21 protein-coding genes are annotated in these 26238 nt (G+C 60.7%); 9 read left to right on the top strand and 12 right to left on the bottom strand.

The window, feature by feature from the left end:
• Positions 1-138: 138 nt before the first annotated feature.
• The 8 genes from VHX65_10040 to VHX65_10005 form a co-directional block, all read right to left on the bottom strand.
• A complete protein-coding gene (locus VHX65_10040; protein ID HEX3998879.1) occupies positions 139-1467 on the bottom strand; it encodes a CpaF family protein in 1329 nt (442 codons plus the stop codon).
• Positions 1468-1812: 345 nt separating this feature from the next.
• A complete protein-coding gene (locus tag VHX65_10035; GenBank protein HEX3998878.1) occupies positions 1813-3030 on the bottom strand; it encodes a response regulator in 1218 nt (405 codons plus the stop codon).
• Positions 3031-3258: 228 nt separating this feature from the next.
• Positions 3259-4941 carry a pilus assembly protein N-terminal domain-containing protein gene (locus VHX65_10030; GenBank protein ID HEX3998877.1) on the bottom strand — a complete coding sequence of 561 codons (1683 nt, stop codon included), beginning with the start codon at positions 4939-4941 and terminating at the stop codon, positions 3259-3261.
• An 81-nt stretch (positions 4942-5022) separates the two neighbouring features.
• On the bottom strand, positions 5023-6111 hold the full coding sequence (gene cpaB / locus VHX65_10025) for a Flp pilus assembly protein CpaB (GenBank protein ID HEX3998876.1): 1089 nt from the start codon (positions 6109-6111) through the stop codon (positions 5023-5025).
• A 389-nt stretch (positions 6112-6500) separates the two neighbouring features.
• The gene (locus tag VHX65_10020; GenBank protein HEX3998875.1) at positions 6501-7073 is read right to left on the bottom strand and encodes a prepilin peptidase; all 573 of its coding nucleotides are present in this window, start codon (positions 7071-7073) and stop codon (positions 6501-6503) included.
• Positions 7074-7334: 261 nt separating this feature from the next.
• Positions 7335-7511 (bottom strand): Flp family type IVb pilin, encoded by a 177-nt coding sequence (locus VHX65_10015; protein ID HEX3998874.1) that lies wholly within the window; start codon positions 7509-7511, stop codon positions 7335-7337.
• 230 nt (positions 7512-7741) lie between these two features.
• Positions 7742-7921: a Flp family type IVb pilin gene (locus VHX65_10010; GenBank protein HEX3998873.1), complete on the bottom strand. Its 180-nt coding sequence runs from the start codon at positions 7919-7921 to the stop codon at positions 7742-7744.
• 269 nt (positions 7922-8190) lie between these two features.
• Positions 8191-10095, bottom strand: coding sequence for a hypothetical protein (locus VHX65_10005; protein HEX3998872.1), 1905 nt, complete (start codon positions 10093-10095; stop codon positions 8191-8193).
• A 245-nt stretch (positions 10096-10340) separates the two neighbouring features.
• Here VHX65_10005 and VHX65_10000 point away from each other — a divergent pair, with 245 nt between their 5' ends.
• The 4 genes from VHX65_10000 (at position 10341) to VHX65_09985 (ending at position 16199) form a co-directional block, all read left to right on the top strand.
• Positions 10341-11321: a hypothetical protein gene (locus VHX65_10000; protein ID HEX3998871.1), complete on the top strand. Its 981-nt coding sequence runs from the start codon at positions 10341-10343 to the stop codon at positions 11319-11321.
• Positions 11318-12430, top strand: coding sequence for a DUF362 domain-containing protein (locus VHX65_09995; GenBank protein ID HEX3998870.1), 1113 nt, complete (start codon positions 11318-11320; stop codon positions 12428-12430). Before VHX65_10000 ends, VHX65_09995 begins: the two co-directional genes overlap by 4 nt.
• 277 nt (positions 12431-12707) lie before the next feature.
• Positions 12708-14915: a hypothetical protein gene (locus VHX65_09990; protein HEX3998869.1), complete on the top strand. Its 2208-nt coding sequence runs from the start codon at positions 12708-12710 to the stop codon at positions 14913-14915.
• A gap of 93 nt (positions 14916-15008) precedes the next feature.
• Complete coding sequence (locus tag VHX65_09985) at positions 15009-16199, top strand: glycosyltransferase family 2 protein (protein HEX3998868.1); 1191 nt, start codon at positions 15009-15011, stop codon at positions 16197-16199.
• Between the two features lie 178 nt (positions 16200-16377).
• Here VHX65_09985 and VHX65_09980 read toward each other — a convergent pair whose 3' ends face one another.
• Both VHX65_09980 and VHX65_09975 read right to left on the bottom strand, forming a co-directional pair.
• Complete coding sequence (locus tag VHX65_09980) at positions 16378-16545, bottom strand: AbrB/MazE/SpoVT family DNA-binding domain-containing protein (protein HEX3998867.1); 168 nt, start codon at positions 16543-16545, stop codon at positions 16378-16380.
• Between the two features lie 78 nt (positions 16546-16623).
• Positions 16624-18402: a DUF1598 domain-containing protein gene (locus VHX65_09975; protein ID HEX3998866.1), complete on the bottom strand. Its 1779-nt coding sequence runs from the start codon at positions 18400-18402 to the stop codon at positions 16624-16626.
• A 467-nt stretch (positions 18403-18869) separates the two neighbouring features.
• Here VHX65_09975 and VHX65_09970 point away from each other — a divergent pair, with 467 nt between their 5' ends.
• Together VHX65_09970 and VHX65_09965 are read left to right on the top strand one after the other, a co-directional pair.
• Positions 18870-20048: a GNAT family N-acetyltransferase gene (locus VHX65_09970; GenBank protein HEX3998865.1), complete on the top strand. Its 1179-nt coding sequence runs from the start codon at positions 18870-18872 to the stop codon at positions 20046-20048.
• Positions 20049-20106: 58 nt separating this feature from the next.
• On the top strand, positions 20107-20826 hold the full coding sequence (locus VHX65_09965; protein ID HEX3998864.1) for an HAD-IA family hydrolase: 720 nt from the start codon (positions 20107-20109) through the stop codon (positions 20824-20826).
• A 347-nt stretch (positions 20827-21173) separates the two neighbouring features.
• Here VHX65_09965 and VHX65_09960 read toward each other — a convergent pair whose 3' ends face one another.
• Complete coding sequence (locus VHX65_09960) at positions 21174-22991, bottom strand: hypothetical protein (GenBank protein HEX3998863.1); 1818 nt, start codon at positions 22989-22991, stop codon at positions 21174-21176.
• Positions 22992-23823: 832 nt separating this feature from the next.
• Between VHX65_09960 and VHX65_09955 the strand changes: the two genes are divergently transcribed.
• Together VHX65_09955 and VHX65_09950 are read left to right on the top strand one after the other, a co-directional pair.
• Positions 23824-24276, top strand: coding sequence for a type II secretion system protein (locus VHX65_09955; protein HEX3998862.1), 453 nt, complete (start codon positions 23824-23826; stop codon positions 24274-24276).
• A gap of 199 nt (positions 24277-24475) precedes the next feature.
• Positions 24476-24928, top strand: coding sequence for a type II secretion system protein (locus VHX65_09950; GenBank protein ID HEX3998861.1), 453 nt, complete (start codon positions 24476-24478; stop codon positions 24926-24928).
• A 23-nt stretch (positions 24929-24951) separates the two neighbouring features.
• On the opposite strand, the gene VHX65_09945 is transcribed toward VHX65_09950, so the two are convergent.
• Positions 24952-25074: a hypothetical protein gene (locus VHX65_09945; GenBank protein ID HEX3998860.1), complete on the bottom strand. Its 123-nt coding sequence runs from the start codon at positions 25072-25074 to the stop codon at positions 24952-24954.
• 77 nt (positions 25075-25151) lie between these two features.
• Here VHX65_09945 and VHX65_09940 point away from each other — a divergent pair, with 77 nt between their 5' ends.
• A complete protein-coding gene (locus tag VHX65_09940) occupies positions 25152-25817 on the top strand; it encodes a redox-sensing transcriptional repressor Rex (protein HEX3998859.1) in 666 nt (221 codons plus the stop codon).
• Positions 25818-26238: the final 421 nt, after the last annotated feature.

Genomic DNA, 26238 nt, shown 5'->3' with positions numbered 1-26238 from the left:
ATCTTCTTCTCAAACTCGAACGAGCGTCTTCGTGTGCCACTGGCTCCGCCAATGCAGGAAAATACCGACCATTTCGGACACCGGCAGAGCCAGTGGCACACACAAGCAATCACTCGTTGGCAATACTTCAAAGGGCTGCTAGTCGACCAACATCACGCGCTGCCGGAACGCACTTGCCGGCAATCGCACGCCCGCCTGCTCGAGCCGATCCATAAACGTCGGGCGAATACCCGTCGATTCAAACCGGCCATAGGCGCGGCCGGCTTCGTTGATGCCTTCCTGGTGGTAGTGGTAAACGTCTTGCATGACGATCGTGTCTTGCTCCATGCCGACCACCTCGGTGATGTGCGTGATCTTGCGCGGCCCGCCTTGGAGGCGATTGGCCTGCACGACGAGATCGACGGCGCTCGCGATTTGCTGGCGCATCGCTTTGAGCGGCAATTCGAAGCCCGACATCGTGATCATCGTTTCCATTCGGGCGATGGCGTCGCGCGGCGTGTTGGCGTGGAGCGTGGTCATGGAGCCTTCGTGGCCCGTGTTCATGGCCTGCAACATATCCAGCGTCTCGGCGCCGCGGCACTCGCCGATGATCACTCGTTCGGGCCGCATGCGCAGCGCGTTTTTCACGAGATCGGTCGCCGTGATGGCTCCCTTGCCCTCGATATTCGGCGGACGCGTTTCCAGCCGCACGACGTGGTCTTGCTGCAATTGCAATTCGGCTGCGTCTTCGATCGTCACGATACGGTCGGTATTGGGAATGAAGCTCGACAGCGTGTTGAGCAGCGTCGTCTTGCCGGAGCCGGTGCCACCGGAGATGACGATGTTCAGCCGCGCCTTGATCGCCCCTTCCAACAGCATCACCATCTCGGGCGTGAAGGCCTTGTAGTTCAACAGATCTTCGAGCTTGAGCGGATTGGAGCCGAAACGGCGGATCGAAACGCAAGCCCCATCGAGCGCCAAGGGCGGAATGATCGCGTTCACACGAGAGCCGTCGGAAAGCCGGGCATCGACCATCGGGCACACTTCGTCCACGCGGCGACCTACCTTCGACACGATCCGGTCGATGATCTGCATCAAATGGTTGTTATCGCGGAACTGAACCGTCGTCTTTTCCAACTTGCCGCGGCGTTCGACATAGATGTTTTTCGGACCGTTGATCAAGATATCGCTGATCGTCGGGTCTTTGAGCAGCAGTTCGAGTGGTCCCAGGCCGAACGTCTCGTCAAGCACTTCTTCGACGAGTCGTTCACGTTCGGCGCGGTTGAGCAGCGTGTCTTCGGTGTCGCAGAGATGTTCGACGACCAGCCGAATCTCGCGGCGCAGCACATCCCCTTCCAACTCGCCGACGCGGGTCAGATCGAGTTTGTCGACCAGCTTGGTGTGAATGCGGCGCTTCAGCGCTTCGAAATCAGAATTTTGCGACTTCTCGGTCGGCCGGCCAGTCGGAAGTGGTTTCAGTGGTGGCATAGCGGCGTCCGTCCTGATAATCGATTCGGTGAATTGTCGAGCGGAGATCGCGCGGTTTGGGCCCGCATGTCGGCAAACCTCGCCCCGAAGAACCATAGCTTATGGGTTTGAGATGGGGGCACCGAGCCAATTGCCGCGGTAACGGTCGGTGCTTCGCGCTACCGGGTTGCCCATCAGTAGTGGCACCCGAGTGCACCGAACAAATTAGCGGAGTGAGGACGAAGAATGGATGCGACGTCTTTTGGCGGCGCATCCCTCGCTAACGCTTCGGGCTAGTGTTCGAATGCGAAGCGGGCGTTGCAATCGGAGCGATTTTTTAGCCGGCACATGATTTCGCTGGTCCGATCAGCTCTTTGGCTTGCCGCCGAAGAAGCTGAGCCATCGGGATGTGCCGGATTTTCCGGCCGTTTCGGCGGCCGCAGGCTGCTTGGCATCGCCGATGATTGCCTCGGCTAGCTCGACGATCGATTGCGTGATGGCGGCCTTCGGCGCCTGCTCGATGAGCGGCACACCGTTGTTGCGCACCTCGACCATCGTCCGGTATTCGTTCGGCAATTGCCAGAAGATATCGCGGCCGATGGTTTCCTGGGCTTTCTTGAGGCTGATTTGGCCCGAATCGAGCCCCGCCCGGTTGACGATGATTTTGATCTTGTCTTTCAGCCCTTCGATTTCGCCGAACGACATCATTAACCGCACGACGTTGCGCAGGCAGGGTAAATCGAGTTGCGTCGTGAGAAGCACGTGATTCGCCGTTTGCATCGCGACCATGTCGAGCGGGCTATACGACTTCGACAGATCGAGGATCAAATGCGTGAATGTGGCCTTCAACAGCCCGATGACGCGCTGCAGGTCGTCGGGCGTGACGAGCTTCGCGTCTTCCAGTTGAACCGGCCGCGGCAAGAGAAACAGGCCCGAAGAGTGTTTCGTCAGCGATCGTTTGAGCAACGTGAAATCGAGGCGCGTGACGTTCTGCGCCACATCCACCAGCGTGTAATCGGGGATCGTGTCGAGAAACACGTCGGCATCGCCGAGGCTGAGATCGAGGTCCACGAGCGCGACCGAATACTGCGGATCCCGTGCCAACGCACAGCCGAGATTCACCGCCAGACTTGTCGTGCCGACGCCACCCGCCGCGCCTGCAACGGCAATTACTGTGCTGCCTCGCGTGCGAACGTCGCCGCGGCCAAATCGCCGCTCGCGAATCCGCTCGAGCGCCGAGACCAAATCCTCGATCCGAACCGGCTTGGGAAGGAATTCTTTCGCCCCGGCACGCATCGCTCGCAAGATCAATCCGCCATCGCTCGAGCCGCTGACGACCAGCACACTGCATTGCGGCGAAGCTTCCGAAAGCTGGCTGACCAGCGAAAGTGCTTTATCTGGATCGTTGTCGAGCACCACCAAGCCGATATCCGGATGCGTTTGGGCTACGACATCGGCAAAGAATTCGTAACGCGAGCACTCGGCCTCGAGCCAGACCATCTCCAGTCCCAACAAGATCGCCTTCAGCGACTCCCGAGAGGAGTCGCTGGGATCGACGATCGCTAGTCTTAGGACGTTGCTCATGTTGGATTGCACCGGTGGCGATTCGCGTTTGCGAAATGAGCCGCCGAATCGTTCCGTCGGATTCGATCGTGGGCCGAATTTTCGCGGACTGGCGATTGCCGGGCAAACAGCGCTAGCCAGCCCGGCAACCCGCGGCGAGTCCTACAACCATAGCTTAGCGCCGGAGGTCGAACATGAATTGTCGCCGCCGGCAAGTTCCACTGCAGGTTCGCTGTCGTGCTTCGGTCTTCAATTAAGTACGTCATAACCGATCGGACCAACGAATCCCGGCGCTTGCTCGCCGCGAGACGCGGCGCTTCCTGCCGGACCATTTTGCGGGTTGGCGCGATTGGACGGACTGGACGGCGTGAAGAGAATCGGCTGATTCGGGTCCAACGGAACCGAGCCGGTGTCGGACGACGATCGAGGACCGTCGTAGGCCGGCGCCGGGGTGATGGGCTTTCCGGGCGGAGGGATCACCCCTTCAACCCCGTTTGGCGCACACGCCGCCGAGCCACACCAGTTGGCTCCGCACGGTCCGCAAGCCGGCACCTCCGGATACCCGCGGCCATAAAACTGCGCATCGTTCGGGCTGACGCTGCAGCTACCCGGCTCGCAGGGCGGCACTTCGCCTGGGTTCATCGCGTCCACCAATTCGGGCGTCACGAGAATCAACAGTTCTTTCTCGTTCACCTGTTCGCTGGTGCTGCGAAACGCGGCGCCGAACCACGGTAGGTCGGCCAGCACCGGAATGCCCGTATTCGTGTAATCCACTTCCTTATAAAGCAGCCCGGCGATTGCGAGCGTTTGGCCCGGCCTCATCTCGACGCCGGTGTCGACTTCGCGCACGTCCAAGCCGGGAGTGACCGATGTCGATCCAGGGATGGTGACGCCGATGCTGTAGTCGAGCTGAGTGACCCGCGGCTTCACTTCGAGTCGCAATCCTCCATTGCCATAAACGATCGGGACGAAATCGATTTCCGTGCCGAAGTTCTTCCAATCGATGGTCGTGGTTCCAAGACCACCCGGCTCGAGGATCGGGATTTCGCCGCCGTCGTTGAACTTCGCCGGCCGGCCGCTCATGGTCACGAGCGTCGGTTCGGCGATCACCTTCGCCAAGCTATATTTTCGCATGGCGTCGATGAAGCCGAAAAACGCCGTATTGCCCGACCCGCTGACAATGCCAAATCGCATCGTGTCGCCGGCCAGATCGTTCGCGGCGCCGCTGGTGATCGCGCTCCCGGTTGTCTCCTTGCCCGCATCGAGCAGGCCGCTGATGCTGGAGCCGAAGAAACTGCCTCCGTTGGAATGGGTAAAGTCGAACCCGAGGTTCCGTAATTTCGTTCGCGACACTTCAAACACTTTGACGTGCAGCATGATCTCCTGCACGCCGCCGACGCGCAACGCGTTGATCACCTTCGGATAGTAGTCCTCGGCGATCTTGACGATTTGCGTGACCTGCTCCGGCTCGGGAACGAAGCCCGAGAGGATGACGCTGTTCGCCGAGGGCTGGACCTTAATTGCCGCGTGCGGGAACTGCGATTGCAGAAGCAGGCTCAACTCGCGGGCATCGCCGACCACGACCACATCGACGGAAAAGATCTGGTCGTGTTCGTCCCACAGATTGACCTGCGTTACGCCCGCTTTCTTGGCGAAGATCTGAATGACATTTGGCGCAAGCGGCGTGAGGTCGGCGATGTCCTTGTTATTGACCTGCGCGCGAGGAATCTTCTGGTCGAGCGTCAACAATCGGCTGGAGTTGACGGTCATCTCCAATCGATCGTTGGCCGATTGGACCTTGTGAATCACGGGGGGCGAAAGGGGAGTCAGCGGGGGATCAGCCGCCTGGGCCAACCCGGTCAGCCAAGCCGACGTCAGTGCCGAGATCGCCAGTAGGCCGGTGCAAAACCGCCGCGAGCAGTGCTTGAACATCCGTGTCCTTCCTTATCGTGCCGCCGGCGGTGATGCCGCGCGGGCGGGTTTGGTCGTCAGACCATTCGCTCGAACAGTCAACTAAGTGCGTCCGCTGCCGCTTGGCGAGGGTCCTGGCTTCGTATCGTTGGCCTTCGGCCCCATCGGGGGCAATTTCAGCGTGTTGTTGCCCGTGACCGGGAGCGAGGCGTCCGGCTCCGACGGCGATTGCGATCCACCGCTGATCACGGTTGAACTGGCGTTTTCCCAGTGCGTGGGGTCGTCGATCTTGCGGCGAAAATCCGCTTCGGTGATTTCAGTTCCGCGGATCACTTGCATCGCAAATGTCTCCGGCGGCGCGATTTGCTCCGGCTGTGGCGCCGGGGACGCAGCGGTCGGCTGCTGAATTTGCTGATTCAAGAGCGCGGTGAGTCCGGGCTTGGCATTCGCCGGCGGATTCATGTCTTCATGATCGCGGTCTGCTTTCTCCGGGGTAAACAAGTCGTTCATCGTCACCCCGTCGCGGCCGATGGCGCCGCTATCATCGCCACTGCGCATGACAAGCTTGATTTTCCCGATTTCGCTGGCGAGGACGAGCTTTTCGGCTTGACTCGGAGTTACCAGCAGCGTGACCGTCTTCGCGGCGATCGATTCGGCCGCCTTATCATCCGTGGTTTGCACTTGGTCATTCACGGCAAAGACGCGAATATCTTGCAAGATCGTCTTGGCGCCAGTCATGGCAATGCCGTTGGCCTTCGCGACGAACACCAACACGTCGACCCGATCGTCCGGATGCAAGAGTCCGCCCTGGGAGCTCAGCGGATCGCCCTGCACTGTATACAGCCGGAAGTCCTTCGGAATCTTCCATGACGCCGTCAGTTCGTCTTTGGTTAGCAGTTTTTTGTCGAGGACGGCTTCGCCCGCATACAGGTTCACCCGAGCCCGCTTGCCCTCGATTTCTTCCAGCTTGCCGAGCGCTCCTGGTGGGATTTTTTCCTTGGGCCATTGTTCCAGATTCAGATTCTGGACCGTGAGCGCATCGTTCCGCTTGATATCGGTCTTTACAACCCAAACGGGCGAAGTGTCGCCGGCGGGGGCGTCGGTCTTCTGAAGCATCTGACTAATGCCGACCGACGCAACAAGCCCGCAGCCTAGCGCGAGCACGAGTAGAAGCATTGTTTTGGAACGCATCGTCGCTCCTTCTTCGCCGGCATGCCGGACGGAAGTTCGGAAACCGCAGAATCACAAGAGCTCGGTCGAACGGGGGTTCGGCCGGACGAATCGGTCCGCCAGGCAATCCGTTTGCCAGCAGACCGCTTCCTTCTTCCAACTTCCACTATTTAGATTGGCTTGCGCAGCCATCCGGCTTTATCAAAAGCCGCAGGCGCCGCATCCTCGTCATCTTCGTTAACCGTGGACGGCCGCTGCTCGCATCGCTTAGCCGTCGCGCGAGTGTTTCCTATCCGCGAGCGCAGCGACATCACTCGATTTGTTCGGCACAATCGGCAGAATTTCTCCAGCCTATCCGCTCACGTTCGTACGCTGTCGCCGCTATCGGAAACAAAATTTCGACTTCGCAACTACAACAGCCCAAGCATGCCGGTCCAAGCGAAATAGGCGATCGTGCCAATGGCGATCGGAATGCCATAGGGCAGTAGCAACATCGAACTCTTCCGCTCCGCGGCAATCGCCGACAGCTCCGACGGATTGCCGATCGTCATGATCTCGCTATAGATCATCAGGAATTGATCGCGATGCTTGCGCCAGCCGCCCCGCCACAGAATCATTGCCACGGCAATGACTCCACCGATCACGGCCGACCAGCAGAATGCGTAAAACGTCGTCTCCGGTAGCACCCAGGCGCCGACGCCTGCCAGTAATTTCACGTCACCCTCTCCCATACCGCCGATGATATTGGCCGGCAGAAGCAGGGCCAATCCGACAGCCATGCCCACCATGCTCCAGCCGAGTCCGGCCCATCCGCCGACGGCAAAATTGAAAATCCATCCGCTGACGATCATCGGCAGCGTCAGCCAGTTCGGCACCTTCAGTTTCATGCCATCGATCACCGCGGCCACGATCAACGTGACCGTCACAAGCCAAATATTCCAGTGGTGCATCAGATCGCTCGCGGTTGCCGAATGGTTGAACATGGCTAGCTTTCCAGGCTCGGGTTATGGGAATCGGAGGTTGACCCGCAGGTCAATGGACATGGAAAGCATAGGTCATGGAGCATCAAAAGACTGAAGGCTACGGGCTGAAGGCCACAGGCTGATTGGTTGCCTGCATCCTGAAGCCTGTAGCCTGTAGCGTGTAGCCTGACCGCCTTTAAGTTGGCCGTGCTTCCGCCGAGCGACAGGCTGCAAACCGGACAAGCCGGAATTGCAGCCTGCGCGGGGCGAAGCATACGCGAACTAGCTGGAAACCGACGATCCGATGTTGAGGAAGGTCGTCTTGGCGTTGGTGCCCAAGGTGCTGATCGCACTCAGGCAGACGATGACGATCAGGGCCAGCATCACGGCATATTCGACCGCGGTGGGACCGTCTTCCGAGACCATGAAACGACGCACTTTCGAGGCAAAATTCTTCATATCAATTCTCCGAATGGGGCGGCTTTTTGTCCGTCCTGAAGGCCGGCAATCGATCCGCCGATATTTAATGGAAACTCGTTCGAATCATCGCCGCTGCCGGCCGAACGTCGGCCGGCCAGCGGCTCAAACACAACACGTTGGCTGCCGCACCGCGCGGCAACCGCGACTTGCACGTCGGCCCAGGCTGCGTGCCGAACGACGAACCTGCCTGGGTCGGACGAACCGTTGATCTAGCTGCCAGCCACCGAGTTGCCGACGTTCGTGAAGGTCGTCTTGGCATTCGTGCCCAACGTGCTGATCGCACTCAGGCACACGATCACGATCAGGGCCAGCATCACCGCATATTCGACCGCGGTGGGCCCATCTTCCGACACAAGGAACTTACGCAGTTTCAAAGCAAAACTCTTCATGGCCCTCCTCCAACATTCGGTAGCCGGCCGGCAAGCCAAACCGGCCGGCGAACTACCGTTGTGACAAAGTAAGCGGGTTCGGCCGGATGTCGCCAATCCACTCGGCGATGACCAGGAGTCGAATGGCAGAACCCAAGTAAACGCAAACAAATGATCTCGAAGAGCAGACCAAAAACATTGCACCGGACGAATCGTGCCGGATGAGTTGGCGGATGTCGCGACTCAATCGGTGCTTTACCACAGCCCGAAGGCCGTGTCGGTTGCGTCGATCAACTGCGATCGTCGTTCCCGCTAAGGAAACGTAGTTCGGACACGCGGCTTGTCAAATCAAGTTCTTTAATTTTTTTCTCGACAATCGGATGTCGTGATTGGCGGGCGAAATGCAGTCTGCCCGGCGACTCTGAATTTTCGCCGACGTTTGCCGGGCCATCCGCGGCGGAATCCACGAGGAAGAGCGATAGAATCGGCCGGCCGGCAAAATCGACGATCGTTGTTTCCCGAAGCGGCAACCGGGCGTTCCGGGCCGCTTGCCACAGCGCCTTGCAGGCCGCGGTGTCGGTGAACTCGACAAACCAAAGCTGACCACGATCAAGTTCGCCCGCGGAGAGAATCAATGCTTGTTCAGCGGCGCTTGTCCGCTGTTCGACCGAGATCTGCCCGCCCCTGCTTGAGTCCTCGGCGAAGCTCAGATAGCGCATCGGCCAATAAGTCCACCATTCGCTGGTGACGATCCGCACGGGCTTTCCCGGCTCGCTTTTGGCGATGATTTGCTCGAGCGCAGCTTGCTTTGGCTCGATCGCCGCGGTGCGAAACGTTCGATGCGAATTACCGCCGGAATCGTGCATGAAATCGAGGCAATTCGTTTGAAAACCGAGCAACAGCAACCATCCGATCACGATCGCGCCGCTCGTTGCGATCGCCGCCGCGCGGCCGCCGCGATCCTGCCATGATCCAATTGCAATCGACGCGAGGATGGCTGCCGGAGCGATCATCCAGATGGCGTACCGTTCGACACCGGGAGCAAGCGCACCCGGCCCTGCCACGAGGAAAAAACCGATCAGGCTCGCTCCGTATCCAAGACACAAGCAAGTCGATTCGGGCCGTTCCTGGCGTATTGCGCCGGCTATTCCCCAGAGGATCGAGCCGCCCACGATCCAGGCGGCTAAGTCATAGGGCACGTATTGCCAGCGTACCGGGTCCTGCGCCGAAGCGTTGGATCCGGACGCTCCGATGGCACCCGAAATATATTCGTATTCGGTGGCCCCCGAGAACAAACGGCCGAAATTCATGAGAAATTCGCCGTATTGCGAGATGTTTGCACCTCGCGCAAGCGGGGTTTCGAGCCACGCCATGCGCCCCGCCGATCGTTGAACCACCATCGATCCAGCGATCACGACGAGAATTGCCGCTGCGGCGCTCCATGCAACGCTACGGCGAGAGCCCGGTCGAAACGCCGCGACTCGTCGGGCGGCCGGAACTAATTTGCTCCGCCAAGCATACCCCAAACACGTAATCGCAATCGGTGCAATAAAAAGGTTTGTCGGATGAATGAGGATCGCCAGCAGCAAGGCCGCGACGGTTGCAAGGCTCAGCCGGATCTTTCGCCGAGCGTCGACGATTGCCCAAAGCGGCAAGTAGACGCAAGGCAACGCTGCCAAAAGCGATTGGCTGGCGTCCCAAGCCAACCGACTATACGCAATATCGATCGGCAGCGCCGCCAATACGGTTGTCGAAATGATCGCCATCCTGCGGCCAAAGACGCGTCGGCAGAGCCAGAAATTGAGCACCAAGGCCGCCAGCCCGCTGAACACTGCCGTGCTGCGCAACACCACGAACGATGGTTTGAAAATGGCGTGGATCGCTAATTGCGGCACGAAGAACAGCGGATTGAGCAAGTTGCCGCTCGGCGTTCGCCACGGAATCGGCCGATCGTGGAGAAGCAATTCGGCTTGAACCCCGTACCACGCCTCATCCCCATTGACGCCCGGCAGGTTTCCCAGATCGCGGCATCGGCACACGACCGCCAACAGCAGCAGTCCAATCACATTGAGCGCCGTTGCCCAGCGCCGCATCGGCGGACCGAAGCTTGGCCAGCGAAGCGGGTTGATCGGTTCGGACGTTCGATCGCGCTGTTCGTGAGCGGCGTCGGCAGGCGCAATGGAGAGCAGGGTCATGTTCCGGCCGTTCGGGAAAAACTGTCGGGATTTTCGCGTGTCTCGCTCCCCGACCACGAGGCAAAGCTATCTTTTTTTATGGCCCACGCTGCGCAATTGCACCGCCACGGGCCAATCGATGTTTCACGACTCCGCACGGAACCCGATGGCCGGCGGCGCATAAAAGCAGGGCGGACGGCACAGGGAGTGTGCCTGCTCCTTTCGACGCGCATTGCTCGCGACCGCGGATCGATTAGGACGGTTGCATGGCTTGGAACGATGAACTGCTGAATCGGCTCTCGACGCAGATCCCGTGCGGATATCATCCGCAGGGACCGGCGAGCAGCGAGCCCACAGCGCTGGCGGCAATCGCGCTATCGGCCGCGAACCGCTCGGCCGCATCGGCGCTCCGTTGGCTCGCGGATTGCCAATCGCCCGACGGCAGCGTGAGCACGATCCCACCATCCGACCCCAAGCCCAACGAAGATCGATCCAAAACCCTCCACTCGCCATCCGCTGCGTCGGCCTTCCCTGGGTCGCCGCCCGCGAATCCCTCGCAACCAAATCCAGCATGGCCCACCGGTTGGGCGGTTCTTGCCACGGTTGCCATCGCCCGAACATCCGCTTCGCCCGCCACCCCGACCGATCTCTTCGACACATCGCGAGCCGTGAACTGGATTTTGCAAACCGCCGGTGATTCGGCGGAGTCAGATGAATTGCTGCGAAAATCTGCCGTTGTCGGCTGGCCGTGGGTGAATGGCACTTATTCTTGGGTCGAGCCGACGGCGATCCATGTCGTCGCACTGAAAGCGGCCGGCTTCGCCGCGCATCCGCGAACGCGAGAGGCGCTCGCGATGCTGATCGATCGGCTGCTGCCGGCCGGTGGCTGCAACTACGGCAACACGATCGTGCTCGGGCAAGAGCTTCGCCCGCACGTGCAACCGACCGGTTTGGCAATGCTCGCGCTCGCCGGCCAGCCGGATGCCGATGGCCGGATCAAACGTTCGTTGGATTTTCTCGCGTCGAGCCTTTCGGCCGAGACGACGTCGGCATCGCTCTCCTACGGCTTGATCGGCCTTGCGGCACACGATCGCTTTCCCGCTGGCGCCGCTAGTTGGCTGGAAGCCGCATACCGCCGCACGATGCGCCGCGACGGCGCCGCGTTCAAATTGGCGCTTTTGAGCTTGGCCTCGCTCGGCACGAACTGCCCACTGGTCGCGCTTTCGGCATCTCGAAAATCTGCATGACACACCAATTTCAATTCGCTGCGCCGGAGCCGACCGATCTCGGTGCTTCGCGCACGTCCAACGCACGTGGCAATTTCGATCGCCGCGCGTTGCTCGTCGGATGCGGGACGGCACTTGCCGGACTGTGTGCATGGCCGATGGTTCGCAGGCTGTTCGGCCCGAAGGCGGCTGTGTTTATCGCTCGCAATCAGCGGTACGACGGCCCGCTGGAACAGACCATTCGCGACGGGCTGCTGGCCTCCGGTTTGCAGCCGGCAACGCTTGCGGGCAAGCGCGTGCTGCTTAAGCCGAATCTCGTCGAGCCATCGCGCAAGTCGCCGCAAATGACGACGCATCCGGCGATGCTTTTGGCCGCGGCCGCGGTGTTTCGCCGCTGGGGAGCGACAGTTGTCGTGGGCGAAGGACCGGGGCACGTGCGCGATACCGAGATGGCGCTCGTGGAATCAGGCGTTCAATCGGCCCTCGATTCGGCCGGGCTCGATTTCGCCGACCTGAACTACGAGCAAGCCGTGTGGGTGCCCAACCGGGGCGGCGTCAGTCGGCTCACGGGATTCTATTTTCCACGCTCGATTGCCGAAGCCGATCTGGTCGTTTCAATGCCGAAGTTGAAGACACATCATTGGGTCGGCTTCACCGCTTCGATGAAGAATCTTTACGGCACGCTGCCCGGCATCGCCTACGGTTGGCCCAAAAACGTGCTGCACTACGCCGGCATCCCGCAAACGGTGTTCGACCTGAACGCGACGCTGACAAAAACCGTGGCCATCGTCGACGGCATCACGTGCATGGAGGGCGATGGCCCGATCATGGGCAGCCCGAAGCAACTCGGCTTGGTGCTGGTGGGCAGCAATCTTACGGCGCTTGATGCGACCGTGGCACGGATCATGGGGCTCGATCCGTCGCGCGTGTCGTATCTCGGTCTGGCGGCTGATCGGCTGGGTCCGATCGCCGAAGGCCGCATCGAGCAGCGTGGGGAAGCATGGCAGCCGCTCCGCAGCCCGTTCAAGATTCTGAACGTTCCGCATCTGCGCGATCTGACGACCGACCCAGGCGCACTGATCACGCGCGCCGGCCGTTGGAATTCTTTTGTGACGTTCGGAACCGCATAGCCCGGGCGCTCGAACTATGCCTTCCGCAATTGCAAGGTTGCTCGATGCCGGGTGCCATTGCCGGCTTGTCCAGCAATGTGCGGCAGCGATCGGGTTGATTGATGCGCCCGAACCATTGCCCGGCAATGCATTGGGCTGCGGTGAGCGATTGGCGGCGAAAAACCGCAAGCGCGGCTCGATGCCGAACGGGATGGGAACTCCTTTGGGAGTTCGCGGCAGGAGAGGGCGGACCTTGTTCAAATGTCTGCTCGTGGTTTGCACTGGATTGTCAATCGCGATGGCCATCCCGATGTTGGCCGGCCGCGTCTATACGGCCGACGATCTCGGGGCGTTTCATCTGCCGCTGCGGGCGTTTTATGCTCGCTGCCTCGCTGCGGGCGACCCATTCGATTGGTCGCCGCAAATGTATTGCGGATTTTATCTGACGGGCGAAGGCCAACTCGGCGGCTATCATCCGTTGCATTTTCTGCTCTACCGATTCTTGCCGCTCGCGGTGGCATTCGATCTAGAATGCCTCGTCAATTATCCGCTGCTGCTCGTGGGCACGTATTGGTTGCTGCGGCGATGGCGGCTACCGCGCGATGCGGCCCTATTTGGCGGAATGGCGTTCGCATTTTCCGGCTTCACGATGCTGCACTTCGTGCACGTGAATGCCGTGGCGGTGGTGGCGCACTTGCCTTGGCTATTGATTGCGATCGATGTGTTCTTGCGGCCGAAACCGGTCATCGCACCAAACCACAAAGTCTTCGCCGGCGTCGCGATTGCGCTGCTGACCGCGTCGCAACTGCTCATCGGCTACCCGCAATACGTGTGGTATTCGCTAATCGCCGAAGCCGGCTACGCCCTGCTCGTGACCCGCTCCCGCCGCGCTGCCCTGTCGTCTCTGCCCCCTGGCCCGCAACCGCTGCCCCCTTCTCCCTCGCCCCTCGCCCCTCGCCCCTCGCCCCTAATCCCCTGGATCGCTCTTGGCTTCGCCATCGCCGCCGTGCAGCTTCTGCCGACTTGGGAAGCGCTCGGCGAATCGTCGCGGCAAGCGGCGGACGCGTCGTTCCACAATTGGGGCTCGCTGCATCCGCTCAACCTTACGCAGTTCGTGGCGCCGTATCTGTTTGCCACGCGTACGGTCGGCCGCAATACGCATGAATACGGCTGCTACGCCGGCTCGGTCACGTTGCTACTGGCCGTCTGGTGCCTGTTCAGCGCGAAACATTCGCGCCGCATGCGACCGTTGGTGTCGGGCGCGCTGGTGCTAGTGATCGTGGGGCTGCTGATTGCACTGGGCGGATACGGGCCGGCTGCGAATCTTGGCGGGTGGTTGCCGGTGATGAATCGCTTTCGCTTCCCGTGCCGCGCGATCGTACTCGTTCATTTTGGCCTCGCGATCTTGGCGGCAATTGGCTTCGCGAAGTTGGTTCGATCGACAAACCAAAACCGCGCCGGCTTGAGAGCGATTTGGCTGTTGTTCGGGCTGAGCGTCGCGCTCGCTGCCCTCGCGCCGGTTTTGTGGGAAGCCGAACCGCATTGGCCAAGGTCGGGTCCGCCGTCCGGGCCGCGCGTGTCCGATGCTCTGCTGCGGTGGACCGGCCCCCTGCTGATCGGCAGCGCTGGGCTGCTAATCGGGTGGAGTTCGCGAGGCATTCGGCGGGCGCGCGCGGCGCTGATCTTGTTGGCGGCCGTCGACCTGGGCGCGTATGGTCTCAGCTACGCCGTATATCCGCAAACGACGACGCTGGCCAATTTCATTGCCGGAGGCGATCCGCCGCGGTCTTCGCCTAGTCTGCGCATTGCAGTCGATTTGTCGCAGCCGAACCAACCGGCGGTACATCGGGGCGATCGGCTGTTGCTCAGCGGGTGGAAATTTGCGGACGGATACGCCGGCCTGGAGCCCGCTCGACGGCTCGACTATCGCGATGCGGCCGCCTTGCGGGTGGCCAATGTTGGTTCCGCAACCGATGAATTTACGTTGGAGCGAGAGCTGGGCTTCGCCCCTCGCATCGGCGACTGGCTGAGCATCGACAATCCTTTGCCGCGAACGAAGCTATTCGCCGTCATCAAGCTCAGCAGCGATCCGGCGCACGATATAAACCGGATTCCGTTGGAATCGACGGCGCTTGTCGAGCAGCCGATCGCGCTCGATAGCGGGCCTGCCGGGATCGTCACGATTCTCGACGACCGGCCCGGCAAAATCCGTCTTCGAGCCGATGCTCCAGCCCAGCGGCTATTGTTTGTGTCCGAGAGTTTTCATCCCGGATGGAAATGCTGGATCGCCGGCCGGCCGCAGATGGTCTTGCGCGTGGATGGCGATTTTTTGGGGTGCCTTTGCCCGCGAGGCACGTCGGAAGTTCGCTTCGAGTTTCAGCCTGAGAGCCTGGGTTGGGGCCGGTTTTTGTCGCTCTGTGGGCTAGGCTTGCTTGGCGGAATCGTGCTGGTGGCGCAACTCCGGCGGCGCACGCCACGGCATGCGCCTCCGCGCCCGCAGCGCTAGCAAGGGAATGCAGTGGATTGCGAAAACCCAGCACTCAGCATTCCCTTGCTAGCGCTGCGGGCTAACGACGCTCGAACGAACGATAGGTGCCGATTGCAAACGATTGTTCCGGAAGCCGATATGCCGCTTGGCGAACACTACGACGCTGCGGCAATGCCGACGCGGCCGGCCGCAGACGACACGCTCGTAAGCGTCGTGCTGCCCGTTTTTAACGAAGTCGAAGTGTTGAAGTCGCTGCTTGGCCAGGTGCGAATGGCGCTCGCCAGTTGCCGGGTGCGGTCGGAGATCGTCTTTGTCGACGACGGATCGAGCGACGGCAGCAGCCGATTGCTCGATCAGCTTGCGGCGCGTTATTCCGATGTGCGGGTGATTCATTTCTCGCGGAATTTCGGCCATCAGGCGGCGGTTCAAGCCGGCCTGCGACACGCTCGCGGCCACGCGGTCGTTTTAATGGATTCCGATCTGCAAGATGCGCCGAGCGCCATCGGTCAGTTCTTGGAACGCTGGCGCGAGGGGTACGACATAGTGTATGCCGTGCGCGTGCGGCGAAAGGAACGGGCCTGGAAGCGGGCCTTGTTCGGAGCATTTCACCGATTGATGAGTTCCGTGGCGACGACGCCGATTCCGGCCGAGGCAGGAAATTTCAGCTTGATCGATGCCCGCGCTGTTCGCCAGATCGTGACGCTCGCCGAGCGCGACCGATATTTGCCGGGCCTGCGGTCATGGGTCGGCTTTCGCCAATGCGGCATCGAAGTCGAGCGCAACGCGCGTTACGACGCCCGGCCGCGCGTTTCGCTGCGCGGACTGATGCGATTGGCGAAGACGGCCATTTTCTCGTTTTCGGCGTTGCCGTTGACGGTGTTTTATCTGATCGCCTGCGCGGCGATGGCCGTGTTTCTCGGTCTCGGCACGTTTTCGCTCTATTGCCGGCTGTTCACCGGCTTGGCGATTCCCGGCTGGACGTCGTATATCCTCAGCGCCAGTTTCTTTGGAGCATTGAACGCGTTGGGCATCAGCATGCTGGGCGAATACGTCGTGCGGATCTACGATCAGGTGCGAGCACGGCCGTTCTACCTGATCGATCGCACGGTGAACTTCGCCCCGCAAACGCGCCGCGCCGACGACGGGCCCACGGCGACCGACGCCGCCGATCCGCACGAGCAGTTATTGGCCGAGACGGAGGAGTTGCTGGAACTGGTCGACCAAAGCCGACCGCCGGAAAGGTCGCCAGAAATCGAATTGCGGACGCATGCCGAGGCACTCTCGTCCGTCAATCGAGTTTGACGCGAACGTCGGTAAGCTGCGAGAAGCCCCGGTCGAAACTGGCGATCGGGACGCCCTGAATTACGGCCGCTGCTGCAACGACACAATCGACGAAGTGGAGGCTCGTCTTCTTGTATCGATCAAGCGCTCCTCGGCGGCGGCATGGCGAATCTCTGCGAACGACATTCCCCTTCCCTTCTCACTGGCGAGCGCCATGCAGGGGATGTACCGCGCCGAGCACTCGGACGGTCACATGGTCCCCAGCTAATTCGTACTCGAGCGTCGCACCAGGGCTGATGTTCAGCGCTTGGAGAACTTCGCCGAGGAGGGTCGTCTGGCCGTTTGTCGTAACCGTTGAATGTAACATTTCATCACGGCGCGGGTTGAGTCAACTGTATCTTACCGACCGCATTTGACCTCGGCAAAAGTGCGGAGGCATCCGATATCAATCCCACCACCAGACTTCCGGCGAATTCGGTTTCGGCTTCGAAAACGTGCGGGTGTCTTGCAGGCGACCGTAGTCGGTGCGGATCGCGTCGGATTTCACCAGCGGCGTTGGATCGCACGACACTCCGCCGCTGACGCCGACCAGAATATGCACGCCGCCGATCACGCGATGGTTGATCACCGTCTCGACCGTGCGCGGCGCGTCGGCAAGCTCCACCTGGTATTCACTCGGGTCGCCGAAGCAGGTGAGATGCCAGTCGGCTCGCTCGGCAAGTTTTTCCGAGCGGATCAAGGCGCCGACCAAGGCCAAGTCAAAAATGTTCTGCAGTTCGGCATACACCGGGTATTTTGCCGCCAGTTCGGGAAAATGGTCGGTGAAATTGTGGGCGAACTGATCGTTGAGCAGATTGCTTTGGCCGGTGTGGATTTGCTGCCCGGTGGCCGTGAGGAGTTCGTTTTCGCTGAGCACCTTGACGCCCTGGCCGTGGATTTCGAAGGCGTCGTGGCCGGCGGTGGCTTGCACGGCGTTGTAGTTGAGCGTGAACCACCAGCGGAGCACGTCGAGCGGCGGCACCGAGCCGTCTTTGTTCAAGGTGATCGTGCTCAAATAGCTGGGCACGCCGAGCACTCCATCTTCGAGCCCCAGCCCGACAAGTTTCATCCGATAATCGGCCTCGACCATCACGCGGCCGACGCGGGTTCGCGGGTCGATGCCGTTGACTTCGATCGTTTGCTTGCCCAAGTGGCTGCGGAGTTGTTCGAGCCAACGATCGCGCTGGCCCGGCTTGAGCGGCGAGCGATTCGATTCCGCAACGAACTCTTTGGTCCGCGCCAGGCCGTCGGCGGTCGGCGTGATCGAGCATCCGAAGCGGGCATCGCTCGCGCTGCGCATATAGCGGAGCACGACCACCAGGTCGTCGAGCCGGACGATCGGATGGTTTGAGTTCTTGGCGACGATCCGGCCTTCCTCGTCGGTTTGCCAATCGTCGGCCGGGCCGGCGATCACCAAATCGTGCGTCTCTGGATAAACGAGCACATATTTGATTCGCTCCAGCCCGGCGAGCAATTGCATGTCTTCGGTCGGTTGGCGGCCGGCGGCGCGGGCGAGTTGCACGGCCCGTTCGAGCCGCGTTAGAGAAACCTTGCGCAATCGCGATCGGTGATGAACTTCGGCGGCCATGCCGGTGGCGCCGGCAAGGCTCGCCTCGCGGCGCAATTCGGCCAGAGCACCGGAGCGATCTTCATTCAATGCCGGCCGCAATACACCTTCGGCATCGACATACACGCCGCCCGGAAATGGTGCAATCGTGCCGACTCCGCCGTTGGTGTCCCACGATGTTGGGGCGACTGTTGTGGTGATCAGTTCGATGAGGGAGTCGAAATCGGCTTGATTGCCGCCGAAGCCGCCTTTGGCGACCGGCACGGTGTCGGCCGATTTGAGGGCATCGGTGCGGGATTGATCGTCATCGATAGCGCCGATCGTGGCGAGCGAAGCCGTGCGATCGCCGGCGGCGTTCTGTGCACCGGCAATTTGGGCGAGGGCTTGATCGCGCTGCGGTCCAGCCGGCAATTGCCGAGCGGTGGCCAGCGCCGAGCCGAATTCGCCGGTTTGAATTTCCGATTGAAGAAGGGCGGCATTGTCGGCCGCCGCGGTCCGGCAATCGCTCGCAACCACCGCCAACGCCATCGCGGCGGTAATTACGGCGATTCCAGTGGTGTTCAAACGTCGCAGAAGGCTTCTAAGCAAAAGACCGCGCAGCCGACATCGCAAAGTCATGGGCCACCTCTCTCTCGCATGTGTGTTCCGGAAGCCGGAGAATTCCGGCGCCATCAGCCTCGCACATTTGCTGGCTGGAAGTCAAGGATTTTGGGTTCACGAAATCAGTTCACGCGGAGTCGCGGAGACGCGGAGGGAGAAGACGACGCTGAGAACGGAGGCAGAAGGCTCGGTCCCGGCACTGGTGTGCCACTGGCAAGCGAAGTCTGCCAGTGCGAGCGCAGCGGGAGACCGAATCCTAGGCAAATTTCTGCCGTTCAAACCGGCGAAATCACTGGCAATCCACTCGCGCATCGGCACTGGCAGACTGCGCTTGCCAGTGGCACACCCCCAATGGCAGGCCGCCGCCAGTGTCCGCATGCCGATTGTTCCAAGTTTGTCGAGTTTGTCATGCCGCGACTTTCAATGGGAGCTATGGTTGACATGGCACACGCTTCGACAACCGCCGTTTCATCGCTTGTACAGCTATGGCCGCACCGCGATTGGTCCAATTCGAATCGGTTTCGGCGCTGCGGGACGCGGCGGCGGCGTGGGATGATCTTTGGCAGCGAAGCGAAGTGGCATTGCCGATTGGTCGGGCCGAACTGGTCGCGCAGTGGATCGAAGCGGCGGCGCCGCGAGCGGGTTTGCGGGCGCTGGCGGTCGAGCAAGACGGTCAACTTGTGGCCGCAATGCCGTTGTTGGGCGGCACGATCAAGCGATTGATTCGCGTCGGACGCCTGCCGACCAACGATTGGTCGTGGGCCGGCGATTTGCTCGTGGATCCGTCGGCCGATTCGGACGCGGCAATGGAGCTATTGGCCCTTGCGGTCGGCCGATTGCCGTGGCGGCTGCTTTGGCTCGACGGCGTGGCGATCGAGTCGCCGCGATGGATGCAATTCGTTGCAGCACTGGAATCGGTCGGTTTAGCGATCGATCGACGCGAACAATTCCGCGTCGGCACGATCGAGATCGATCACGATTGGCCGGCCTATCGAGCCTCGTGGAGCGGCAACCATCGGCACCAGATGCGGCGGATGGAGAATCGGGCCCGCAGGGAAGGTTCGCTGTCGCTGACAGTTTTGCGCGACATGCGGCGGGAGCAGGTGGAACCGTTGTTGCGGCGCGGCTTCGAAGTGGAATGCCGCGGATGGAAGGGGACAGGCGGAACGGCGGTGCTCAATTCGCGGGAAATGTTGGGCTATTATTGCCGGCTGGCCCGGCAACTGGCCGAGTGGGGGCAATTGCAATTGACGTTTCTGGAACTCGATGGCCGCCCGATCGCGTTCGAATTCGGCTGGAATGCGAAAGGAGTTTACTGCTCGCCGAAGGTCGGCTACGACGAAGCGTTCCGCCAGCTCACGCCCGGACAACTGTTGAGGCACGAATTGCTGGAGCGGTTTTTCGCCGATCCGGAGCAGCGGCTGTTCGATTTCGTCGGCCCGCTAGCCGAAGCCACCTTGAAATGGATCACCGGCTCGTACAAAATCGGCCGTTTGGCCGTCGGCACGGAGCGCCGCGGCGGGCGAGCGATGGTCGAAATGCTGCGGCGGTATGGTAAATGGAAAGGTGGGTCGAAATTCCGCGGCGGGCGAGAGCCCCACATCGAAGAATGTGGCGACAAGTCAAACTTCCTTGCTAGCGCTGCGGGCTCCCAACGCGATTGACCGAGCCCGCGGCGCTAGCAAGGAAGAGCCGCGTTCGGCCCTTTTTCAATCGTCCCGTATGCGCTACACTGCTGGTTCCACGCTTTTTCCTGCCATCTATCCCGCCGGCGCCATGTCTGAAGCTTCTCCGCTCAAAGCTGTCGTGTTCGATCTTGATGGGCTGATGTTCAACACCGAACAGCTTTATCAGCAGGTCGGCGGTGAATTGCTGCGGCGGCGGGGAAAGGTCTTCGGGCCGGATTTGCTCGACCAGATCATGGGGCGGCGGACGCACGTCGCGCTGCAAATGATGATCGATTGGCACGAATTGCCCGATACGGTCGAAACGCTCACGAGCGAAAGTGCCCAAATTTTTTCGGGCATTTTGGACACGCAACTCGAGCGGATGCCGGGGCTGGCCGAGTTGCTCGATGCGCTCGAGAAGGCGCGAATCCGCAAAGCGATCGCCACGAGCAGCGTTCGGGCTTTTACCGAGCGCGTGTTGGGCTATTTTGATTTGGTGCCGCGGTTCGCGTTTATTCTGACGGCCGAGGATGTCACGGAAGGGAAGCCGCATCCCGAGATTTATCAAGCAGCGGCGGCCCGGCTCGGATTCGAGCCTCGGCAAATCATGGTGTTGGAGGACAGCTACAACGGCTGCCAGGCGGCGATCGCGGCGGGCACGTATGCCGTCGCGGTGCCGGGCGAGCACAGCCGGACCCACGATTTCAGCCGCGCGACGCTCGTTGCCGAGAGCCTCGCTGATCCGCGGATCTATGAAGCGCTCGGCTTGCGATAAATTCGGCGGTGTGGCGCCGGCAACTGCATTCGCGTGTGTCACTGGCAAGCGCAGTCTGCCAGTGCCGGCCCGACGATCGACGCTGGATGTCTTGCTCGGGCTGAATGGGGGAGATCTGTGGCACCTGCGGCCGCGCTCGGCGGCCACACTGGCAGAGTTCGCTTGCCAGTGGCATACGGGTCGGCAACATGCCGTGCGACCTGCTCAAGCCTGTAGCCTCAAGCCTATAGCCTTCCTCCAAAAAAGCAGCGGTCCGGCTCTTGCGAACCGGACCGCCGCGTAGACCGACCAAACCACTCCCTCCCTCTACTCCGGGCAGAGGTCGGAGCTGCGGCCGAAGCCGCTCGCTAATTCGCGCAGCCGCACGACGGTTCGCAAGCACAGGGGACCGGGCAGCAAACCTGCACCGGCACCTCTTTGCAAACCACCTTCGGCACGCAGCGCGTCACCGTGTAGGCAACCTGCTTCGGAACGCAGTGCTCGCACACGATCGTCTTGGTGTAGTGCACCGGCTTGCACACCGTGTAGGGAACTTGCTTCTCGCAGGTCTCCTGCACCATGTGGCAGCACTTGTAGGGCACCTCGACGCTATGGCATTCCGACACCATGTGGCAGACCTTATATTCGCAGGTCTTCACGTGGGTTTCCGGCACCATGTGGCAAACCTGATAGCTGCAGGTTTTCACCCGGTTTTCCGGCACCATGTGGCACACCGTGTAGCTCTTCACGCGTTCTTCCGGCACCATGTGGCAGACCGTGTAGCAGCAGGTCTTCACATGGTCCTCGGCCACCATGTGGCAGCACTGATACGAACAGGTCTTCACGCGAGTTTCCGGCACCATCTTGCAGACGGTGTAGGTCTTGACGTGATCTTCCGGCACCATGTGGCAGACCGTGTAGTTGCAGGTCTTCACGCAGGTTTCCGGCACCATCTTGCAGACGGTGTAGGTTTTGACGTGATCTTCCGGCACCATGTGGCAAACCTGATACGAGCAGGTCTTCACCCGGTTCTCCGACACCATGTGGCAGACCGTGTAGTTGCAGGTCTTGGTGTGAGTCTCCGCAACCATTTTGCACACCGTGTACGGGCACTTCTTGGTGCACGTTTCTTGCACATACTTCACGCAATCGACCGTCCGCTCCTTCACTTCCGGAACCCACACGCACTTGCACAGCTTCGTCGGGGGGCATTGCATCTGGACCTGCTTGCAGCAGCCCGGGTGATACACGCAACGGCAGCAGCAAGGATCCCACGACCAGCAGCCAGGCTCCTGGCAGCACTTGGTGATCACCGGGCCAGGGCACTCGGTCACCTGCTTCTCCCAATGGCCGCAGCACACCTTCTCGGTTTGGGTATAGTGAACCGGCTTGCAGACCGTGTAGCAAACCTCGCGTTCGCAGGTTTCATACACAGGCTTGCAGACGGTGTAGCAAATCTCGCGGCTCTTGGTTTCGTAGACCGGCTTGCAGACCGTGTAGCAAATCTCTTTCGTCTTCGTCTCGTAGACCGGTTTGCAAACCGTGTAGTGGCATTCGCGGGTCTCTTGGACCGGTTTGCAGACCGTGTAGCAAATCTCGCGCGTCTTCGTCTCGTAGACCGGCTTGCAGACCGTGTAGTGGCATTGGCGGGTCTCGTAGACCGGCTTGCAGACGGTGTAGCAAATCTCGCGCGTCTTCGTTTCGTAGACGGGCTTGCAGACCGTGTAGTGGCACTGGCGGGTTTCGTAGACCGGCTTGCAGACCGTGTAGCAAATCTCTTTCGTCTTGGTCTCGTAGACTGGTTTGCAGACCGTGTAGTGGATTTCCTGGGTCTTGGTCTCGTAGACCGGCTTGCAGACCGTGTAGTGGCATTCCTTCGTTTCGTAGACCGGCTTGCAGACGGTATAGCAAATCTCGCGGGTCTTGGTTTCCCAGACCGGCTTGCAGACGGTGTAGCAGATTTCGCGAGTCTTGGTTTCCCAGACCGGCTTGCAAACGGTGTAGTTGCAAACCTTGGTCTTGGTTTCCCAAACCGGTTTGCAGACCGTGTATTCGCAGTTGCGATACGCGGTTTCCGCGACGTACTTCACGCAGTCGATCGATTTGTTTTCGCAGACCGTTTCGTAGACCGTTTTGTAGCAGGTGTAGTTCTGCTGTTCGTAGACGATCTCCTTGCAGATCTTCATGACCGTATGGCACTCTTGCTTGCAGCCGCAATAATTGTCGGCACAGCAGCTTGCACACTCGCAGAAGCTTCCGCCTCCGCAGTATGCCGCGCCAGCGGTCTGGACCGAAGCCAGGGCCATTGCGACCGCTAGCATCGGCACAACCAACAGAGTTCTCATTGTCCTCGTCTCCTTCTTAAGCCGCTCGGTGTGGGGATGGGGGGTCTGGTCTGACGAAGTTCGTTCGTCATGCGTGTTCATCGTCCTGTGCATTCCGCGTACATTAACTGCACATCCTGGTTTTCGCGGTCTACGAAAAATGCAGCCCTTGTCGGACCGGCCCAAAATGCCAAGAAGGAACAACGTGAACAGCCGGATAATCCCGGCCCTAAGGCAGCGCTTGGCGCTCGCCGGCGCCTGCGAAACGCGACAAACCGACCGTGTAGAATCGCCGGCCGAACACAAAAGGCAGAACCCGAAATGCAAAGCGCGTTGCCGTCATTCAACGGCCAGATGGAAAACGATGCCGCGGCCGGTCGTCGGCTACAGTCACACTCGTATCGCTGTCTACGACGGCCGCAAACGCATCGCAAGACTCGATTTCGGTACGAGACCGTGCGGATTTGTCGCCCCTAGATGCGGCGGCATGCGATTTTCCGCCGATTTTTTGAAACCGATGATTTTTTGCTCCGAGCCGTTTGACCGTGGCTACTTCGCAACGTAACTAACTTGATAGAAGTCGCCAGTCTCGCGCCACTCGCTGTCGTATGCGAACTCCGCCAGCGGGCGCGGCTGCTTCCCAGGGGCGGCAACCACCAAAACACGCGTCGGAAGAGACAAAGGAACCGTTGCTATGTATGCGAAGCGATCGTCAGGATTTACGTTGATCGAAATCATGATTGTCGTCGTGATTTTGGCCGTGCTCGCGGCCACGATCGTGCCGCAATTCTCCACTTCGATCAGCGACTCCAAAGTCAGCGCGATGCAAACCAACCTGCAATCGCTGCGAAACCAGATCCAACTCTACGCGTTGGAACACAACAGTACGTATCCGACAATCACCAGCGGCTCGCTTCCGCAGTTAACCTCCACTACCAACGCCGCCGGCACGGTCGGTACCGGCACTTCCTATCCGTACGGTCCGTACGTGCAAACTCAGATACCCATCAATCCGGTCGACGGCAACAGCACGGTTACCGCGACGACAGTGTTTCCGCCCACGGCACAGACGGGAGCCGGCGGCTGGCTCTACGACGTTACTACGGGCCAAATCGCCCCCAACGACACGGCCTACTTGAACTACTAGGCGAATTCGGACGCGACGATTCGGCCTGTGGCGGAGCATTGTCTCTCCGCCTAAGGCTTGGCCGAAAAATAACTTCTCCACAGAGCCCGTTCCCCTTGCGGGAGAGGGTGAGAGGTTCAAAGAGCGGAAGTCAATTTCGGCCGGGCCTAAGGCCCACGATGCTGCCAAGCCCCACTGGCACGAAGGGCACGGAATTCTCATGACGGTAAAGCGCCGGGCAGCCTTTACGCTGATCGAAATCATGATCGTCGTCGTGATTCTGGCCGTGCTCGCCGCCACGATCGTGCCGCAGTTTTCCACATCGATCAGCGATTCCAAGGTTGCCACGATGCAATCGAATCTGCAGACCTTGCGGTCGCAGATCCAACTCTACGGCCTTGAGCACGGCGGAGTGTTTCCGACGATCAGCAGCTCGACGCTGCCGCAACTCACCGGCAACACTGATATCAACGGCACCCTCGGAACCGGCGGGGCCTACATTTATGGCCCTTATGTGCAAACGCAGATTCCCATCAACCCGGTCGATGGCAACAATACGGTGACTACCACCGCGGTCTTCCCCCCGACCGCGGCCACGGGCGCCGGCGGCTGGCTCTACGATGCCGCCACGGGCCAAATCGCCCCCAACGACACGGGTTACCTGACCGACTAATGCCCTTTCCATGCCGCCGGAGCTCACTGCTCGCTTGCGGTTTCGCGCGTCTGCAGTTTTGCCGGGGCCGCCGGCCGATTCACCGCTCCCTGCCCCTTCGTCGTCGGCCCCTTGTGAACCGCAATGCCATCCTCTACAGTAAACACGGTTTGAACATCGACCTTCTTCCCACGTATCTTCGCGGCAATCGGATCCGCCGACTTTCGGTCGCAGCAATCGCGACATGAGCGACGCCAAGGACAAATCTTCCGAATCGGCAGCGGAAGGGCCGGCGCCCAAGGCAGTTGTCAGTCGGCTAAGCCTCTATCTGCGTGAGTTGCAGCACCTGGTGCGAGACGGTCAGGCTACGACCAGCTCCAGCCATCTTGGCAGCTTGCTCGGCTTCACCGACGCTCAGGTCCGCAAAGATCTCGCCTATTTCGGCCACTTCGGCTACCCGGGGATCGGCTACCGCTGCGACGAACTGATCGTCGCCATTCGCCGCATCCTGGGCACCGACCAGAACTGGTCGGTCGCGATCGTCGGCACCGGCAACCTCGGCCGCGCGCTCCTGGGTTACAAGGGTTTCGGCAATCAGAATTTTCGCATTGTCGCGGCATTCGACGTCGATCCGCATAAAATCGGCACCACCGTCGATGGGGTGCGCGTGTTTCATATCGACGATGCAGCGTCGGTCGTCAAGCAGCATCGCATCCGGTTGGCGATGATTGTCGTGCCGGCAGCGGCCGCCCAGACCGTGGCCGACAAGCTCGTCGCGGCCGGAGTCGAGGGCATTGTGAATTTTGCTCCGGTGACGATCACGCTGCCCGAGGGCGTCACCCAAGTCGGCGTCGATCTGGCAATTGAACTGGAGCAGCTAAGCTTCGCCGTGGCAAGACGCGACGCATGATGGCCACCGCAACACAAGTTCCCATTCCCCTTCGCGGGAGAGGGGTTAGGGGCGAGGGGGGGGCGGCCGCTAACTACAACACCGGCGGCTAGCGCGTTGCCGCTAACGAGTTTAGCTCGGCGACTGTTAGCGGCAAGGCGCAAGCCGCCGGTTGGTGTGCGCCCCGTGCCTTCGCGCGCAGCACAGCCGCGGTTGGTCTGTTTAGACACCGCGGCCATGCGCGAACAGGTTGTCGCATCGACACGCACACACGCTTTGTGCAACGCCGCCCCCTAGGAATCGGAGCGTTCTTGATTCGGTAGCACTGCATGTTCCGATGCAGCTCGGGCTGTGGCTAAACCGCACAACGGGTTGCTTCCGCGAAAGGAACGTCCGTTTTTCCAATCGCGAAAGCGGGGTCTGCCGGTTCCTCTCGTGACTA

This window comes from Pirellulales bacterium, assembly GCA_036267355.1.
Lineage (GTDB): Bacteria > Planctomycetota > Planctomycetia > Pirellulales > DATAWG01 > DATAWG01.
The sequence above is the reverse complement of the archived record's forward strand: the minus strand, read 5'-3'. Positions and strand labels throughout refer to the sequence as shown.